Genomic DNA, 19015 nt, shown 5'->3' with positions numbered 1-19015 from the left:
GTAACGAACATGTGGTGAAAAGCGTAATCCATAAACAACAAGTATGCGAAAACAGTCACTAAATAAAAATTAATGGAGGCTTACAATGGATAAGGAATTTACACTAACACCAGAGCAGGAAAAAGAAGTAGAAAGACAACTGGCTTATTTACAAAGAGGAGTTGTTGAAATCGTACCCGAAAGTGAATTTCGTAGAAAAATAGAGAAGTCAGTTTTTACGGGCAAGCCTCTTAAGATAAAGTTAGGAATGGATCCATCTGCACCAGATGTTCATATTGGTCATACAGTTCCTCTTCATAAGTTACGTCAGTTTCAAGAGCTTGGACATGAAATTCAAATGCTAATTGGAGATTTTACTGGTCGAATTGGAGACCCTACTGGCAAGTCAGAAACGAGAAAACAATTAACCGATGATGAAGTGAAGAAAAATGCTGAAACTTATGTTCAACAATATGGGAAGATACTTGATATGGAAAAAGTAACCATATACTATAATTCTGAATGGCTAAAGCCTTTACAATTCGAAGACGTTGTCAAACTAGCTGCTAACATGACTGTTGCAAGGATGTTAGAACGTGACGATTTTGAAAAGCGTTATAAGTCTGGTCAACCTATTTCAGTACACGAATTCTTCTATCCGCTCATGCAAGGTTATGACTCTGTTGCTCTTGATACAGATATTGAAATTGGAGGAACAGATCAAAAATTCAACTTACTGATGGGTCGAACATTACAAGAAGCTTATGGTAAAGAAAAGCAGGTAGCGATGACGCTTCCTTTAATAGAAGGACTTGATGGTGAGCGGAAAATGTCTAAGTCACTAAATAATTATATTGGTATTGATGAATCGCCAAATGAAATCTTTGGTAAATCAATGTCTATTCCGGATGAATTAATGGTTAAATATTATAAATTAGCAACCGATATGCCAATGGATGAAATTGAGAAGTTAGAAGCAGGTATTAAAGAGGGAACGATTCATCCTCGTGATGCGAAAATGAATCTAGGAGCTAAGTTTGTTGAAATGTATCACAGTAAAGAGGCTGCAGAAGAAGCAATAACATATTTTCAAACGGTATTTCAAAAGCGTTCACTCCCAACAGATATTCCTGAGGTTACCTGGGAAGGTGAATCTCCAATTTGGATTGTCGATTTATTAGTAGAATTAAAGCTGCAAAATTCTAAAGGTGAAGCACGTCGAATGATTCAAAATGGTGGTGTAAAAATCAATGAAGAAAAGGTTGAGGATGTCCAACTCCAAGTGGAAATTGAAGACGGCTTAATCCTCCAAGTTGGGAAGCGTAAATTTATTAAGGTTAATAAAAAGTAAGGTAGAACGAAGGGCTTTTGTAGCTCTTCGTTTTTTGACATCTAAATGCAAGTAACTATCTTTAATAAAAATTGTTTCTCAACAAATAAAATAAAAAAATGGAAGTTATTGCTTTACATAATTACAAAATAGTTATACATTACATATATGTAAGTTATACAAAAATTAAGGAGGAGTTAAAATGAAAAAGTTTAAAGGGTTTATCATGATGTTAGTTTTTATGGTGGTCATGTCAACGTCAATGGCTGTTTTAGCTGAAGAAGGAGATATTGTCGATACGGCAATTGCAGCAGATGATTTTAATACGTTAGTAGCCGCTGTTCAAGCAGCAGAACTTGTGGAAGCGCTTAAAGGGGATGGGCCATTTACCGTATTTGCTCCAACAGATGAAGCTTTCGCAACTTTACTTAATGAATTAGATATGACAGCGGAAGAACTCTTAGCTAGCGAAGAGTTAGCAAATATTCTTTTGTATCATGTTGTAGCAGGTAACGTGAAGTCAGCTGATTTAGAAGATGGTATGGAAGTGGAGACTTTAAATGGAGAAAAAGTAATCATTTCTTTAGATCCTGTTCAAGTAAATGATGCTAATGTGATTACGGCAGACATCGAAGCGTCAAACGGTGTGATTCACGTAATTGATTCTGTTTTAATTCCCGTAGGGAGCAAGAGTCCATTCCTCAAACAAGTAATAACTCTGTTATGCCATATGTTTTGTTAACTATCTTAGCAGCAGTTGGAATGATATTCTTTATGAGAAAATCTCAATTAGCTAGTAGATAATTACGTTTTTCCGTTGAATAAGATTTGCTGTAAATAAGTTAGGGTGTTGCTTTTATGATTATAAACCGTCTGATTCTACTTCTATTCATAGCTTTATTTGCCTTTTCGATGTTTCATGTATTTCAATCAGTTTATGCAAGTTATCAAACTAACCAAACGTATGAACAGTTGAGAGAAGAGCATAGTGTTCAACCTTTGTTAAACGAAAAGACAGTTAAAGAAGAATCGAATAAAACAGAGGAGCTAATCACTTTTGATAAGTTTGAAGCACTCCTTAAGCAGAACAAGGATACGATTGGGTGGATTACCATACCTAATACAAAGATTGATTATCCGGTAGTGCAAACTGATAATAATGACTTCTATCTAGATCATGATTTTCATGGCAGGAGTTCAGAAGCGGGAACCATTTTTATGGATTATCGGAATGCCCCGGAGTTAACACAAAAAAATACGATTCTATATGGTCATCATATGAGGGATGGCTCAATGTTCAAGGATTTAGTCAATTATCAAGACAATGACTTTTTTCAAGAGAATCAAATCATTACAATCCAAACTCTACATGAGGAAACGAAATGGGAAGTTTTTTCTGCATACGTAACAGATACTAGTTATTATTACATCGAGCCTAATTTCAGATCAAATCGTGATTATCTACAGTTCCTGCAAGAGGTTGGAGCAAGATCGGTTATTCAGAAATCGCTTAATTGGAATGAAGTAGAGCAGATCTTGACGTTATCTACATGTTCCTATGAGTTTAATGATGCTAGATTTGTTGTACATGCGAGACGAGTAATGAACGAGTAGTCGTAAAGATTAATATTACTAAAAAAAGAAAACGCCAAGGGTTCCTTGGTGTTTTCTTTCTAATTAGACTGTTTACTTGAGAGTTGTTGATCTAAAAGAGATTTTTTCGCGTGATTCCATGACTCTATAGAGGATGAATTACCAACAAAAACACTGCAATAAAAAACCCCCGCTATTATATAGCGGGGGTTCAAGAACTTAACGAGAGTAGAACTCAACGATAAGTGCTTCTGTAATTTCAGCAGGTAACTCAGCACGCTCAGGAAGACGAGTGAAAGTTCCTTGTAAGCTCTCAGCATCAAAAGTTACATATCCAGGAACGAAGTCATTAGCTTCTAGAGCTTCTTTAACAACGTCAAGGTTACGTGACTTTTCACGAAGGCTGATTGCTTGGCCAGGTTTAACGCGGTAAGATGGGATATCTACGCGTCCGCCATCAACAAGAACATGACCGTGGTTTACTAATTGGCGAGCTGCACGACGAGTGCGAGCAAGACCCATACGGTAAACTAAGTTATCAAGACGAGACTCAAGAAGAATCATGAAGTTCTCACCGTGGATACCAGGCATTTTACCAGCATCATCAAAAATACGACGGAATTGACGCTCATTTACTCCGTACATGTGACGAAGCTTTTGCTTTTCTTGAAGTTGAAGACCGTACTCTGATAATTTCTTACGTTGGTTTGGACCGTGTTGCCCTGGAGCATACGGACGTTTTGCTAATTCTTTACCCGTACCGCTTAGAGAGATTCCTAAACGACGAGATAATTTCCAAGATGGACCTGTATAACGAGCCATAATTTGACTCCTCCTTGTTATTTTGATGTTGCAAAATAACAACCGCTTGGTAATCTCATACATGATTCATTTTGCTTTCATGCATCTTCGCTTCGACAGCTAGAAGTTACACGATGCACCTCTTTTTTGCAGCCGCAGAGGAACAAAATGATTTCAAGTATATTTACCTTGGCTGTCTTATTTCACACAAAGAATATTATATAAATTTGTGTATCGAATGTCAATTAAATATATTATTAATGAAAATCTCTGCTAAACATAGTCTTCTTCGATAACTTGTTTTATAATAGAGATATAGACCTAGAAAAATTCAAAAAAACGTATCGTGTCAATAAACTGAAATGAAAACACAGTTAGGTATATTATCCTATAATGAACGGTGGTGAGTAAATGTGAATAGTACCATAGATAAAGAAAGCCTTTTTCTTCACTCTATAGAAAAGCTTTTAGTTAAATCATTGAAAAGGATTGATTTTGTCAAACCAGCCATCCTTTATGTTGCTACAGATAAAAAAGTCTTAACCTATTATGAAATAGGTTATTCTTCTAAATCCTTATTAACAGCTCTAGCTTTTTTTCAAAGACCATTCAAGACCAATAAAATAGAAACGTTTCAGGAATTTGAAAAGATCAATTACCGTATTAATTTAGAAGAACAAGGTGAGACTCAATTCTACATAGGCCTTATAACATCTCAAACGGAACAATTAAAAGAAGCACAACTGTTTATCGAGGGACTAGCATTAGGATTGTCGACTTCAAGTGAGAAAAATGGATTATCGAAAATAACGATAAACAAACTTCAAAACCATCTGAATTTCCAATTAGACTTTAACAAGCTAATTCATGTTTTAAGAGAGAATGTATTAGATCAGCCGTTTTTTCAATCATTTCATGTATTGGAAAAAAAGGGCGAGATGTTTGTTTCCTTATTTGAGGAAATGCCGGATTTTGAAAAAGTCAATGATTGGCTACCTCAACTTGCTGAAAGAGAGAATCCTTTTATTATTAAGGAGCAGTATCTAGTTTTTCCAGTCCGAGTAGATGGGGAAGTTGTATTGCTTTTTATGTTTTCATTGGTAGGCAATCAGGATGAAATGAAAAAAGAAATACAACAATGGCTTCATACACTAGTTCCTTTGATTGAATCGAGTTATAAATTAGAGCTTAGAAATAGAGATAATGAACGAAGAAATATATTAATGCAAGTAACAAAGAAATTTCATTCAACGATGGATATTGACGAGATTTTAGCTGAAATATTAAAAGCATTAAAACAAGCTAATCCTTCTTTTGAAATTTTTTTACTTTTGTCTCAAGAATGGAAAGTAAAAGAAAATTTACCTGTCAAACTGTTTAAATATGGTTTGAATAGCGACAATAGTATGGCTGAGAATGCCTATGTAACTGGACAAATCAAGGTAGATACAGATGTAAATGAACAAAGAATGTATGTTTACGCACCGTTAAGAGGAAAACAAGGTGTATATGGTGTTATGGAAATACAAGCAAAACTGGATGAGTCTATAACGAAGGAAGACTTCAGTTTTATAGAAATGTTAGCAGATACAGGTGGTATTGCGTTAGAAAACGCAGAAATTAACCAACAATCACAAAACTTGATAAAGGACTTGCAACTTATTAATCAAACTACTCATCAACTAAATTTAAATTTACGGTTATCAGATACGATTAACTATATGACTGATCAAATTATAGAATCACTTGGAGCAGAGGAAGTTGGTTTCTTTATTTTTCAAGGCAATGGAGAAACCGTTGTGTTAGATGGAAGTTCTCACTTATTCTCACAATCAATAGTTGGCAAATTAGATGCTTTTATTCGTAAAATAAAAAAAGAAAAGGAACCACTGTTTGTTGGCGAATTGAATAAGGAGACTGAAATTAATCTTCCAGGGTTTCATTCAATCCTTGTTGTTCCGATGATGCATAGTAAAGAATTAAAGGGGATGGCATTAGCGGTTCATAGAGATGCTTATTTCTTTACCTTTCATCAGTTTAAATTACTTCAATCCCTTATTCATCATTCAACGCTTGCTTTAACAAATGCTATGCTTCATGAAGAATTAGAAAAATTGGTTATTACAGATCATCTGACACGATTATTTTCTCGTAACTACCTTGATGAGCGCATTCAAGAATCTCTTCAAACAGATGGTCAAGGGACTTTCTTGTTAATTGACATTGATAACTTTAAGAAAATTAATGATACATTTGGTCATCAAGTAGGAGACGATATTATCATACAAGTAGCGAATGTATTGAAACGTAACATTAGAGAGATTGACATTGCAGCTAGATGGGGCGGAGAAGAGCTTGCTGTCTACTTACCAAGAGTACCTATAGATGTTGGAGAAAAAATCGCCCAAAGAATTGTAAGAAACGTTGAAATTGAAACAAGTCCTAGAGTAACCATATCTGTTGGTGTGTCTTCTTGGGATAAAACCGAAGAACTAACCTCACTACAAAGTCTATTTAAAAAAGCAGATGAAGGTTTATATACGGCGAAAGAATCTGGGAAAAATCAAGTTGTTGTTAATTAGAGAAAAGGTCTGGAGCTACTAAGCTCCAGACCTTATTATGTTTCAGATAACATCAAATAACACGAAAAAAAGATGGTTTTAAAGATGCTTCTCTAACGTCTGAACAAAACGTTCTAAAAGTACTTTCTCTTCTAAAGAAAAGCGTGCAAGAACGGGACTATCAATATCCAAGATGGCGATAATCGTTCCATCTTTTCGAATGGGAATGACAATCTCTGAGCGAGAAGTAGCATCACAGGCGATGTGCCCAGGGAATTGATGGACATCATCAACGAGCATGGTTTGATTCTTTGCAACAGCAGTACCACATACACCTTTTCCAACTGGAATTCGAACGCAGGCAGGAAGTCCTTGAAAAGGCCCAAGTACTAAACCTTCATCTTTATTTAAATAAAAACCAACCCAATTCACCTCAGGCAAAAACTGAGATAAGAGAGCACTAGCGTTGGCTAAGTTAGCAATAAAATCTTCTTCACCAGTTAATAACGCGTCTAATTGTTTTGATACACTATTGTATTTATCTTCTAAAGAACCTTTGTATGACTCTGTTTGAAACATATAGAACTTCCCTTCTTAAAAAAATATATCTATCTGTATTTTACAAGAATAACAGTAAGAAATTCAATTATAACTACTGCAATCGTCTGTAACAACATAAGTAGAGTAAATTAGACAACATTTTTAGTTTTTGTCAAAAAGTGCAAGAGGATTGTCGAGCGAAAACTAGAGGATATTGGCTAAAAGAGACGAAACGGTTATATATGCGGATCTAAGGGGGATACCATAATGAAGGAAACGAAAAAAGAAAAGATACTCGACGCTGCTGCAAGACTTTTTTATACTCAAGGCTATGATGGTACTTCGGTACGCGATATAGCTAGTAAAGCAAAAGTAAATGTTGCCCTTGTCTCCTATCATTTTGGTGGAAAAAAAGGATTATATGAAGAATTAATGACTCAGTTCTTTGAAGGCTATCTCCATGTAATAAAAGAAGAGACTGAGAAAATCTCTAATTCAATTAAGGATCAGTTACTCTCTGTCATTCAATCATTAATTGAATACCAATCAGCTCAACATTATGTTGCAAGAATGGTTCATAGAGAAATGACCTTTGACTCCATGCTTGTCCGAGAATTAATGTCTACGTATCTTCGTAAAGAAAAACATGACCTAGAAGGAATGCTACGTAACGGAATGAGAAGAGGAGAGTTTAGGAAGCAACCTACTGACTTAGTTGTTGTTCATTTACGAACGATGATCACTATTCCTTTTTTGTCTCCTCACTATTTGAGTGAACTCTATCAAATTACTACAACTGAGCCATATTTTATCGACAAGTACATGAGGCATGTTAGTAATTGGATCCAGCTTTGGCTTTGTGTTGAAGAAGTGAGAAATACTCCAGCCTTCCTGTTGCCTAGATCAATCTCTTAATAGAAGAGGTTTCTTAAGCAGTTCTCTGTGAGTTAAACTTTCAAAACCGCTTAATAAAGCGGAGGCTTGGTGAGCATCAGAACCATAGACAAGTGGAATCCCAAGTTTAATGGCTTCGTTAATAACCTCATTATAAGGATAGGGTTCTTTGCAAAGCGGTTTAACACAACCTGCACCATTGTAATCGAGCTCGTATCCTTTATTTCTTATTTCCATTAAAATATTCGATATTTCTGTAGTGTAATCAGCTGATACAGGGTGTTTTTTATGAAACTTCCTTGCTAGTGTAATGTGACCGATGCGTTTAGGCTTGTATTTGCCTAAGTTAGCTTGAATTGAAGAAAGCACAGTTTCGAAATATTTCCTATATACAGCTTCAAAAGAACCTAATAAATCACCTGCTTGTTTAAAAACATCTGGGCTATAATCTAAGCATAGATAATTAGCGTCGATCTTTAGAAAATGAACTGATAAAATACTATCGTCTAGTAGAGCGCCATACTCGTTTAAAAACTCCGTTGTCTCTTTTTCAAATCCTTCTATAAAATCAACCTCTAAGCCTAGATTTACATCTAAGTGTCCTTTAAATTCTTTCTTAACATGAATAACTTCCTCAAAATAACTTGTTAAATATTTCCAATCCATTCCGCTATCCTGCAGAGGGGTGGGATCAGTAAAAGAACGGGGCAGAGGTGCATGTTCTGTAAATGTTATCCCAGTAATGTTGTTGTCAATTGCTTGTTGACAATACTTAAAGAAAGTATCTTTAGTACCGTGGGGGCAATATGGGGTATGTACATGTCCGTCATAGATCTTCAAAAACATTCTCTCCTTCTCTAAATAAGATGGAAAATCTCTTAAATAAATCTTTTTACATTAATATGAAAAGGCCGAAAAAAATCCATACAAACTAGCATTTTCATGGTATCATATTATTTATTGAAAACGTAAAAATCTTAAACGATTTTGTCAAAATTAAAGGATTCTTGTTTTTTTTGCCGAAACAACAGGAAACTCAAAATAGACGTTTAGAATATAAGGACATAGCCATATAAAACGAGCAGAAGAAGAAGGGAGTCCTCTAGGATGTATGTGATCTATACAATAATAGCTCTAGTAGCTATTTTTATTATTACTAGTTCGGTCATGCGTAAGCTATATATAAAGAAGTCGATCGGCTTGAGGAATGGAAAAATGGAATTTTGAACCGAGATGTACCTGAAGAAATTGGTAAAGTAAAAAACTTACATATGTCTGGCCAAACAGAAGAGAAGTTTGAAACGTGGAGAAATGAATGGGATGACATTGTTGGGAGTATCTTACCTGATATTGAAGAACGTCTTTTCGATATTGAGGATCTTGCTGCCAAGAATCGTTTTAAAAAAGCAAAGGACTTAACGGTTGTCACAGAGAAAAGGTTAAACGGCATTGAGGAACAAATTAAGCAATTGTTAGAAGATGTTTCGAAACTTGTTGAAAGTGCTGAACAAAATCAATCGGAAATTGATGTAGTACGAGCAGCTTATAAAGACCTTTATACAACTGTAACGAAGAAAAGAGGTTCTCTTGGAAAAAGTCTTCCATTAATTGATGAAAGACTTGACAAAGTGAACGAGCTTCTAGAATCCTTTGAACAAGCAACGGCAGATGGAAGCTATCTACAGGCTAGAGAATACCTGATGGATGCAAATGCTTTAATAGAAGATTTAGTCAGTCTTGTTGAGCAATATCCAAAGCTTTTAGTTCAAGTTGAAACAAAAATACCAGCCGAATTCAAAGAAATTCGTGGAGGTATTCAAGAAATGCAAGAAGCAGGTTATGAATTGCACACTTTTTCATTAGATTCTAGATTAGATCAAATGGAAACGGAACTAGAAAAATTAAAAAATGACTTAACAGAGTTAAGATACGAAGGTGTAGAAGAGAAGCTTGCTGAATTGTCGAACCAAATCGAACAACTCTATGACACATTGGACTACGAAGTTGATTCAAAGTTGTACGTTGAAAACAAGCTTGAAGAGTTGAATCAACAAATTGTGATTGTAGCTGAAAATGTTGAAGCACTATCGAACGAAACATTGGAGGTACAGCAAAGTTACTTTGTATCTAAGCAGCAAATAGAAGCTCAAAAACAAATTTCGGATAACGTTGTAGAATTGAAAAACGATTTATATGTTATCTCCGATTTAGCAGAGCACCAGAAGCAAACTTTTACTTCAATCCGTGAACTGGTAGATGAGTGGTACACGGAGCTAGAAAAAATGGAAAGTCTTGTTTCAGCTGAAAAAGAAACACTATTTGCTCTTAGGGAAGATGAAAGAAAGGCAAAAGAAACTCTTTTAAGCTTAAAAGGAACGATGGTTGACATTAATCGTGCACTTAAGAAAAGCAATATTCCTGGTTTGCCTGAGAGAGCTATTGAACAGCTTGGAGAGGCCGAAGAAAAATTAATGACCGCAACGGATTACCTTGAGCAAATTCCACTGGAATTAGGTAGAATCAATGTACTTGTCACAGAAGCAGAAGAAATGGTTAAGAAAAACCATCAATACATTCTTGAAACGATTGAAACAGCTGAACTTGCAGAGAATGTTATTCAATTTGGTAATCGCTACCGTAGCAGATCTCAAGATGTCGCTACCGGATTGCTTGAGGCTGAGTTATTATTCAGACAGTTTGAATACGAAGAAGCAATTGAATGTGCTGTTCGTGTAATTGAAAAATATGAACCGAATGTCCTTGATATCGTTAAAGATTTTGCAACGGTGTAAGACAAAATAGAGCAATTGCTTTACCCCCTCCTTTTGCTAGTCATAATAATGAAAGCTTAAATGGAATAAAGCATGCTGAAGGAGAAACAAAAAAGATTACAAAAAAACAAATTCACTCGTTTTGAAGAGGTTATTCCAAAGGTCGTAAAATACAGATCTTTTGGGATAGCCTTTTTCTTTTTAAGGCCGTTTTCGTAAGTATTTCTGTTTTTGAATATTGTTTTTTCTCATAGTCAAATGGAGTGGAGGTCACTCGACTCTTGCGAGGGCAGGAGGTAAAGGCGAGACTCACAGGCGTATCCGAGGAGGCTAGGCACCTTCCCGCGGAAAGCGAGTAACTGGAACACAATGAAACGAACATAAAGAGGCAGCGTTGTAACCCACAAACGAAAACAACAAAATGTGAGAAATGGTCTTTTAAAAGAATTTATGCTAGTGAATCACTGGAAAAGTACAGGATTCATCTTGTTATTTAAGGAATCTATGCTAACATATATGAATGCAAACAGTACGAAATGGGGAGGAATTAAGGTGATCTACTTAGATAATGGTGCAACTACGAAGCCATATAAAGAAGTGGTAGACGCTTATGTCACTGTTGCTTCTACTTATTTTGGAAATCCATCTTCTCTTCACTCTCTTGGAATGCAAGCAGAAGGGCTTATTACTGAGTCTAGAAATCGTATTGCTGATCTTCTTGGAGTAAAGGCATCTGAAATAATATTCACTTCTGGAGGAACAGAAGGTAATAATATTGCAATAAAAGGCGTGGCCCATGCCAAAAAAAAGCGTGGTAAACATCTTATTACGACTCAAGTGGAGCATGCCTCTGTTGAAGAAGCCTTTTCCAGACTTGAACAAGATGGATTTGAAGTCACTTATTTACCTGTTGATCAATTTGGCAGAGTAAGTGTAGAGCAAATTGAAGCTGAAATAAGACCAGAGACAACATTAATTTCTATTATTCACGTAAATAATGAAATTGGAACAGTACAACCAATCGAAGAAATTGGAGAAATGTTAGAAAACTATCCACAAATCTATTTTCATGTTGATCATGTGCAAGGGATTTCAAAGGTGGATTTAAATATTAGAAAATCTAGAATTGATCTTCTCACTTGTTCTGCTCATAAATTCCACGGAATGAAAGGTAGCGGATTTTTATTTGTAAGAGAAGGCATCCAGGTTCAATCTCTCTTTCAAGGTGGGGTCCAAGAATCTGGTTTACGTGCTGGAACAGAACATGTAGCTGGGATTGTTGCAATGGCCAAAGCACTGAGAATGGTCAAAGCAAACAAACAGAAACAACGTGAACTTACGCAATTAAAAAATACCTTTGTCACAAAGATACAAGCCATAGAAGGTGTAATGATAAATTCACCAGATAAATTTGTTGCTCCCCATATTGTTAACTTTTCGATCCCTGGGACGAAACCCGAAGTGATTGTGCAATCTTTATCGGCAAAGGGTATTTATGTATCAACAAAATCTGCTTGTTCGTCAAAGTTATCTGAGCCAAGTCGTGTTTTAACTGCTCTAGGGTTGGACTTAGATCGAGCAAGTTCAGGTATTCGAGTTAGTTTTTCATTTGATACAACATTAGAAGAAATTAACCAGGTAATTGATGAACTTAAAATAATAATTCCAGAATTATTGGAGGTCGTTTATACATGATCTATGATCATATATTAGTAAGATTCGGGGAGTTAGCCCTTAAAGGAAAAAATCGTTCGGTCTTTGAAAAACACTTACTTGAAAACATTAAAATGAGCTTGAAACCTTTAGCTAATTTAAAACTAAGCCGTACGTTTGGCCGAATTTTGATTGAATTGAATGGGGAAGACCATGAACCAGTCGTAGAAAAATTACAACATATTTTTGGTATTCATTCGTTTAGTTTAGCTTTTAAAGTTAATAATGATATTGATTCAATGAAACACGGTGCTTTGACTGTACTGAAAGAGAATGAAAATGTAAACACATTTAAAATAACTGCAAAAAGAGCTTATAAACCTTTTCCGCTTGATACGATGGAACTAAATAGAGAAATTGGTGGATATGTACTTGCTAATACATCAGGTATATCAGTTGATGTTCATAATCCTGATCTTAATATTCATGTAGAAGTTCGTGAGACGGCAACCTATATTACGTCCGCCTCTTATAAAGGAGCTGGCGGTCTTCCGGTAGGTACGAGTGGAAAAGTCATGATGTTACTTTCTGGAGGAATTGACAGCCCTGTTGCTGGTTATCTAACATTAAAACGCGGTGCTAAAATAGAGGCTGTTCATTTTCACAGCCCTCCTTATACAAATGAAAGAGCTAAGCAAAAAGTGATTGATTTAGCTCAGTCACTTGTGAAATTTGGTAATAGTGTTGTCTTGCATTTAGTACCATTTACTGACTTGCAAAAGCATATTCACTCTGAGATTCCAAGTAATATGCAGATGACAATTATGAGAAGAATGATGCTCCGTATTAGTGAGAAAATTGCTACAGATCGTGGAATCTTAGCGTTAGGGACTGGGGAAAGTCTTGGTCAAGTAGCAAGTCAAACGTTGCATAGTATGAACACAATTAATGAGGTAACAAATTTGCCTATCATTCGTCCGTTAGTTACAATGGACAAGCTAGAAGTGATAAGTATTGCTCAAAAAATTGGCACATATGAGACATCCATTTTGCCTTTTGAAGATTGCTGTACGATCTTTCTTCCACCTGATTCAAAAACGAGACCTAAACGTGAACAAGCGAATAAATTTGAACAGTTCATTGAGATGGATAAATATATAGATGATGCTGTAGCAAGAACGGAAAAGATGGTTTTAACAAATACTACTCGAGTAAAACAAGAAGTTGAGGATCTTTTTTAATTATTTCTTAGGTGCTTTTAACAGCGCTGTGAAAGCTAAAACTAGGATTCTCAACATTTACCATTAAATTAATTGCATGTTTTTCTCTCCAAAAACTCATTCTATGAGTACAGAAGGAGGTGATTAACATGGCAAGCAACAACAACAGCTCAAATCAACTTCTTGTACCTGGTGTACAACAAGCTTTAGACCAAATGAAGTATGAGATCGCTTCTGAATTTGGTGTTCAACTTGGTGCTGATGCTACTTCTCGTGCTAACGGTTCTGTTGGTGGTGAGATCACAAAGCGTCTAGTACAAATGGCTGAACAACAAATGGGTGGTTTCCAACAACAATAATTTCATATATGGCTGTAAGAAGAGTGACTTTATGTCACTCTTCTTTTTTTGATATTTGCATCTTCATGATGAATCTGGCACGATAAAATAAGGTATACAAAGTAAGATCAGGAGGAAATTGTATGGGAACACTTTGGTTTAATGGAACTTTTTTCACGATGGAACATGAGAATGAATCTGTAGAAGCTGTCTATGTAAAAGATGGAAGAATACAAGATATTGGAAAAACAGAAACGCTAGAAAAAAAGTATAATTCGACTATTGAAGAAAGGAGAGATGTAGAAGGTTTATATATTTATCCAGGGTTTGTCGATAGTCATTTACATATAATCGGACATGGGGAAAAATTAATAAGACTTGATTTATCTAATATGTACTCTGCAGAAGAAATGAAAGTGCATTTAAAACATTCATACACAAAACAAGCAAATCAGCAATGGCTTATAGGAGAAGGTTGGAACGAGAATAATTTCCCTGATCGAAAATTTTCACAAAATAGAATTAGATGAAATTTCACCTGACAAGCCTATGTTTTTATCGAGAATCTGTCGTCATGCTGCACTTGTCAATAGTTGTGCATTACAACTTGCAGGTATTACGAAACAGACAATGGATCCAGAGGGAGGCGTTATCGTTCGAGATGCTAACGGAGAACCGACTGGTTTTTTATTGGATACGGCAACAGAGCTTGTAAAAGAAGTGATGCCTAAAGTTTCGGATGAATATGTAGAAACAGCTCTTCAAGTTGCGATTGATGACCTTTATAAATTGGGTTTAGTAGGTGGACATACAGAGGATTTACACTATTATGGTGGATTTAAACAAACGTTTGATCAATTTAAAAAGGTTGTGGATGGTAAGACAAGAAAGTTTCGAGCACACTTACTCGTTCACCATGAAGCGATAGCTGAAATGGAGCAAGAAGGGTATGAAAAAGGTGAGATATCCTCATTTATTGAGCTCGGAGCAGTTAAAATTTTTGCTGATGGTGCATTAGGTGGGAGAACCGCGTTTTTAACTCAACCGTACACTGATGACCCTTCGACATCAGGAGTTGCTATTCATACGGAGGAAGGTCTTTTCGAGTTGGTGAAACAGGCGCGATTAAAAAACAGGCCTGTCGCTATTCATGTAATAGGAGATGGAGCACTTGAAATGGCTTTAACAGCGTTAGAACGTTATCCTCTTTCATCAGGTAGAGACCGGTTGATCCATGTTCAAGTAGCCAACCTGGATTTAATAAACAGAATGAAACAACTTCCAGTCATTCTGGATATCCAACCCCGCTTTGTTGCTTCAGACTTTCCATGGGTAATCGAAAGGATTGGCCTAGACAGACTTGAATATTCTTTTGCCTGGAAAACGTTACTGAAAGCTGGTTTACATTGTGCAGGTGGGTCAGACGCACCAATTGAGCCTGCAGATCCATTATTAGGCATTCACGCTGCCGTAACAAGAAAAAGGCAAGGAGGAATAGAGGAGTATCAACCAGAAGAAAAATTAACTGTATTTGAAGCAGTTCAATTATTTACAACAGGAAGCGCTTATGCAATCGAAAAAGAGCTTGAAAGAGGTTTAATTTCCAAAGGATTTCTCGCAGACTTCACGGTACTAGACCGTAATCTATTTGCAATCGAACCAGACGAAATCCCTCAAACAAATGTCGAAATGACAATAGTAGATAACTCGATTATGTTTCAACGTAATGTTGTTAGATAGCTCTTTTTTATATACACATTCTCAGGAATAGTGGAATGAAGTGGAAGGTACTTGACTCCTGCGGGAAAGAGAGGGAGGCCACTGAAAAAGGGTGGTTTTCCCTTTTTTAGCTGGCCTCTTAAGCAATGAGCGTAACCCGTTGCTGTTCTTTTAAAGCTTGCTATGAGTGGGGTTTCTCATAGCAGGCGCGCAACGTGTGGAGCCATTGCTACTTCCTTGAGTAAACTTTCAAGAATTTTTATTGGCTTAAAGAGAGGGAAAGGCAAGTATCTGAAGCGCAATGGAACGGAGCCGTCAGTAACAAACAAAGTTATCTGAAAACAGTCTCGAATAATTGAGGGATACTGCTATGTTTGGCTGTCTTCAAAGTAATTCCTTCATTCGTCAACCCTATAAAAATTTCCGTTGTACTCTTTCCCAGAACGAATTATGTTTAAGTTTTAATACTTTAATATGCCTCTCGGCTAACTCCATCTTAATCTCCTTAGCATGCCGGATGCTCAACGCTTCATTATCTACTCCAATAATAGGATGATCATTTCCATCTTGAACAACTTTCAATGTAAGCTTGCGATTGGCGCCAAGTAAAAACGAAGTCCCTAAAGTTCGGTAATCATTATTGTTTAAAGAAGCAATCTCACTTACTTGAAGTGAAGGCAAAGTGGGATCCACCACTGCTCCGTTCACAGACATATTGTAAGCTGTACTTCCAGTTGGTGTAGAAACGATCATTCCATCGCCACGAAAGGTTTCAAAATGTAATTCATCTATAAAAACGTCGATGACAAACGTCTTGATAACATTTGACCGTATAGAACATTCATTTAAACAATAAAATGGCTTTTCATGGTCAACGGTTACTTTCAGAATAGGGTATCTTCTTACCTCGACTTCTTCGTTTTTAATGGCTTGAATCACCTGTTCTATTTCTTGAATAGTAAAGTCAGTGTAAAACCCACTAGAATCAACACTAATTCCAACATATAAGCAATCGTCTCTAAAACCTGTTTTTCTGGTAGCTTGTAAAAAAGCATTATCCCCTCCAATGCTTGCTATGATATTTGCCTCGACTGGGTTAGAGACTAAGGTAAATCCATGCTGCGTGGCAAGCTCACTAATTGGTTGAACCACTTTTTCCATTTCTTCTGTCTTTTTATAAGATAAATATAAATGATTTCTAACTGACACGTTCGTACACCCTCTCATGGAAATGTCAATAATTCGTATTCTATGTTATCATAACCATTGATTGGGAAAAAGAACCAGAAAAATATTGGAGGGTGAGATATGAGTCGAAAACGTTGGTTAGCTTTAATTGCAGTTGCTATGATTTTATTTGTAGCAGTTATTTTTAATGCAGCGACAACAATGATGTTTTCAAATGCTAATTCATTTCTAGATAGTTCTGGACATCAATGGACACAAGAAGTAATGGATGCAGGAGAAGAAATGGGGCAATCCATTGTCGTATTAGAGTTAAATGGTACGATTCAAGATACAGGGGACGGTGGGCTTTTTCAAACAACTGGCTATAGGCATCAGATGTTTCTTTCGCAAATAGAGCATGCAGCAGAGGATCCGACCGTTGCTGGAATGATCTTGCGTGTAAATACCCCTGGTGGTGGAGTAGTTGAGAGTGCAGAAATTTATGAAAAAATTCTAAGTGCGAAAAATGAACATAACAAAACTATTTACGTTTCAATGGGAAGCATGGCTGCATCTGGGGGCTATTACATCGCAGCGCCAGCCGATAAAATTGTGGCAAGCCCTCAGACGATCACAGGTTCAATTGGTGTCATTATGGAATCAATCAATGTTTCGCAACTTGCTGAAAATTACGGTGTTCAAATTAATACAATTAAAAGTGGACCATATAAAGATATTATGTCAGCAACAAGAGAAATGACGGACGGTGATCGAGCAATTTTGCAGTCGATTATTGATGAATCTTATGATGAATTTGTTCGAATCATTGTTGAGGGAAGAAACATGTCTGAAGCTGAGGTTCGTAGAATCGCTGACGGTCGAATTTACACGGGTAAACAAGCGTTTGATTTGAACTTGGTAGATGAACTTGGAAATTTAGATGATACGATTGCGATGATGAGATCAGAGGTTGGGCATTATAATGTGATTAAATATGAGGCACATGTTGGGTTGCCACAGTTTTTTTCGATGTCACTACAACAACTGTTTCGAGCAGATCATGAATTAGCAAGTCTTGAGAGAATCTTATCGACACATCGCTCGCCGACATTAAAGTATATTTATAAAGAGTAGGGGGGAGACAAGTGAATCAACTAGCGGAGCAGCGTAAGAGAGTGGTTAACAACCGACTAAGACATCGGCTGAAACCTAATCGAGAAAACATATTAAGACAATCGCAAAAAAGTGAAGAAATCTCTCCTCCGATTTATCAATATGCAGGATTTTGGGTGAGGTTATGGGCTTTTTTATTAGACTTAATTACGGTATTTTCTATTCAGTTGTTGTTCGTTAACCCGATTATTCGTTATATGAATTTAAGTGGTGTTTCACTCGGACCATTTACTGTGGAAACCATCTTCGGTGCATTGATTTTCTTCCTGTACTTTGCAATCATGACGAAGCAATATGGTCAAACGGTAGGGAAAATGGTACTTGGTTTAACTGTGATATCATTAAGTGAACAGGAATTAACGTGGAATCAAATTATATTTAGAGAAGCAATTGGTCGTTTTATTCATCAAGCTTTTTTCCTTTTGTATGCTATTTATGTGATGGTTGCTTTCACGGAAAGAAAACAAGGGTTGCATGATTATATTGCTGATACAATCGTCGTTCACGAACTTCATAAATAAGAAACGATAAACCTGTCAAAATTGACAGGTTTATTTCGTATTAATTGGGAGAAACTAGATATAATCGACATGTATAAAGGGAGAATGGTATGGTTTGGACATATATTATAATTGGACTTATTTTTCTGTTTGTGGTAATTGCGATCACAAAAGTGAAAATCGACATCCTTTATCGACATCATCAAGACGATGACCTGTTAGAAGTAAAAACCTTTATTTGGAAAATGCGGGTTTATACGTTTTCAGCACCAGTTATTAAAGTAGATGATGACTCTGCTTCAGTTATCGTCGAGGATGAACATGAGATTGCAGGAATGAAAATGAAGAATAAACTCCCTATCACTCCAGAACTTATTGTTGAAGATCTTCGATGGCTAAAGCGATTTTTAGATCATGTTGTTGGATTGCATAAAATCGTTAGAAAATTTTTAAAGAAGGTCCATGTTAATCACTTTAGGTGGCACTCGGACATTGGGGTAGGCGATGCTGCTCATACGGCTCAACTTATTGGGGCGATTTGGGCATTAAAGGGGAGTATTATTGGAATTGTTGGTAACACTATGAGAATAAGAAAGATGCCAAAACTTACAATTAATCCTCATTTTCAAGCAATGGTTTCACACACACATTTATCATGCATTATTTCTTTTAGAATAGGGCATGCTATCATTGCAGGCCTAATGCTACTCAAGCATTGGAGAAGAAGACCGAAGCGAGTAAGAACCAATGCCTCGGTTGAAAAAAATATGTAACTT

Annotated in this window: 16 protein-coding genes and 1 pseudogene; 13 read left to right on the top strand and 4 right to left on the bottom strand. The window is 36.3% G+C overall.

Features of this window, described 5'->3' with window-relative positions:
- Positions 1-85: 85 nt before the first annotated feature.
- From tyrS to srtB, 3 genes are all read left to right on the top strand, one after another.
- Positions 86-1330, top strand: coding sequence for a tyrosine--tRNA ligase (gene tyrS, locus JCM9157_RS05550; protein WP_035662938.1), 1245 nt, complete (start codon positions 86-88; stop codon positions 1328-1330).
- A 181-nt stretch (positions 1331-1511) separates the two neighbouring features.
- Entirely contained in the window at positions 1512-2051 is a 540-nt protein-coding gene (locus tag JCM9157_RS05545; RefSeq protein ID WP_081734056.1) for a fasciclin domain-containing protein, read from the top strand.
- Between the two features lie 116 nt (positions 2052-2167).
- Positions 2168-2923: a class B sortase gene (srtB, locus tag JCM9157_RS05540; RefSeq protein WP_052012958.1), complete on the top strand. Its 756-nt coding sequence runs from the start codon at positions 2168-2170 to the stop codon at positions 2921-2923.
- Between the two features lie 198 nt (positions 2924-3121).
- Here the strand turns inward: srtB and rpsD are convergent, their stop codons facing one another.
- Positions 3122-3724, bottom strand: a complete 603-nt coding sequence (rpsD, locus tag JCM9157_RS05535) for a 30S ribosomal protein S4 (RefSeq protein ID WP_035662936.1) — start codon at positions 3722-3724, stop codon at positions 3122-3124.
- A 392-nt stretch (positions 3725-4116) separates the two neighbouring features.
- Between rpsD and JCM9157_RS05530 the strand changes: the two genes are divergently transcribed.
- Positions 4117-6285, top strand: coding sequence for a sensor domain-containing diguanylate cyclase (locus JCM9157_RS05530; protein WP_235714801.1), 2169 nt, complete (start codon positions 4117-4119; stop codon positions 6283-6285).
- 78 nt (positions 6286-6363) lie between these two features.
- On the opposite strand, the gene JCM9157_RS05525 is transcribed toward JCM9157_RS05530, so the two are convergent.
- On the bottom strand, positions 6364-6843 hold the full coding sequence (locus tag JCM9157_RS05525) for a free L-methionine (R)-S-oxide reductase MsrC (protein ID WP_035662935.1): 480 nt from the start codon (positions 6841-6843) through the stop codon (positions 6364-6366).
- A gap of 228 nt (positions 6844-7071) precedes the next feature.
- Between JCM9157_RS05525 and refZ the strand changes: the two genes are divergently transcribed.
- Positions 7072-7719, top strand: a complete 648-nt coding sequence (refZ, locus tag JCM9157_RS05520; RefSeq protein ID WP_035662933.1) for a forespore capture DNA-binding protein RefZ — start codon at positions 7072-7074, stop codon at positions 7717-7719.
- Here refZ and hisJ read toward each other — a convergent pair.
- A complete protein-coding gene (hisJ, locus tag JCM9157_RS05515) occupies positions 7708-8538 on the bottom strand; it encodes a histidinol-phosphatase HisJ (RefSeq protein ID WP_439644331.1) in 831 nt (276 codons plus the stop codon). The genes refZ and hisJ overlap by 12 nt on opposite strands.
- Positions 8539-8876: 338 nt before the next feature.
- Here hisJ and ezrA point away from each other — a divergent pair, with 338 nt between their 5' ends.
- From ezrA to JCM9157_RS05490, 5 genes and pseudogenes are all read left to right on the top strand, one after another.
- The gene (gene ezrA / locus JCM9157_RS05510) at positions 8877-10490 is read left to right on the top strand and encodes a septation ring formation regulator EzrA (protein ID WP_081734055.1); all 1614 of its coding nucleotides are present in this window, start codon (positions 8877-8879) and stop codon (positions 10488-10490) included.
- A gap of 531 nt (positions 10491-11021) precedes the next feature.
- Positions 11022-12164 carry a cysteine desulfurase family protein gene (locus JCM9157_RS05505; protein WP_035663038.1) on the top strand — a complete coding sequence of 381 codons (1143 nt, stop codon included), beginning with the start codon at positions 11022-11024 and terminating at the stop codon, positions 12162-12164.
- Positions 12161-13363, top strand: coding sequence for a tRNA uracil 4-sulfurtransferase ThiI (gene thiI, locus JCM9157_RS05500; protein WP_035662929.1), 1203 nt, complete (start codon positions 12161-12163; stop codon positions 13361-13363). Before JCM9157_RS05505 ends, thiI begins: the two co-directional genes overlap by 4 nt.
- A 128-nt stretch (positions 13364-13491) precedes the next feature.
- Entirely contained in the window at positions 13492-13701 is a 210-nt protein-coding gene (locus JCM9157_RS05495; RefSeq protein ID WP_035662927.1) for an alpha/beta-type small acid-soluble spore protein, read from the top strand.
- A 122-nt stretch (positions 13702-13823) separates the two neighbouring features.
- Positions 13824-15420: pseudogene (locus JCM9157_RS05490) on the top strand (amidohydrolase).
- Between the two features lie 390 nt (positions 15421-15810).
- Here the strand turns inward: JCM9157_RS05490 and JCM9157_RS05485 are convergent.
- The gene (locus tag JCM9157_RS05485; protein WP_148296813.1) at positions 15811-16608 is read right to left on the bottom strand and encodes an NAD kinase; all 798 of its coding nucleotides are present in this window, start codon (positions 16606-16608) and stop codon (positions 15811-15813) included.
- 99 nt (positions 16609-16707) lie between these two features.
- On the opposite strand from JCM9157_RS05485, the gene sppA reads away from it, so the two are divergent.
- The 3 genes from sppA (at position 16708) to JCM9157_RS05470 (ending at position 19012) form a co-directional block, all read left to right on the top strand.
- Positions 16708-17700 carry a signal peptide peptidase SppA gene (gene sppA / locus JCM9157_RS05480; RefSeq protein ID WP_035662925.1) on the top strand — a complete coding sequence of 331 codons (993 nt, stop codon included), beginning with the start codon at positions 16708-16710 and terminating at the stop codon, positions 17698-17700.
- A gap of 11 nt (positions 17701-17711) precedes the next feature.
- Positions 17712-18260: an RDD family protein gene (locus JCM9157_RS05475; RefSeq protein WP_081734054.1), complete on the top strand. Its 549-nt coding sequence runs from the start codon at positions 17712-17714 to the stop codon at positions 18258-18260.
- Positions 18261-18349: 89 nt separating this feature from the next.
- A complete protein-coding gene (locus tag JCM9157_RS05470) occupies positions 18350-19012 on the top strand; it encodes a DUF2953 domain-containing protein (RefSeq protein WP_035662923.1) in 663 nt (220 codons plus the stop codon).
- Positions 19013-19015: the final 3 nt, after the last annotated feature.

This window comes from Halalkalibacter akibai JCM 9157 (assembly GCF_000513135.1).
Classification (GTDB): Bacteria; Bacillota; Bacilli; order Bacillales; family Bacillaceae_D; genus Halalkalibacter; species Halalkalibacter akibai.
The sequence above is the reverse complement of the archived record's forward strand: the minus strand, read 5'-3'. Positions and strand labels throughout refer to the sequence as shown.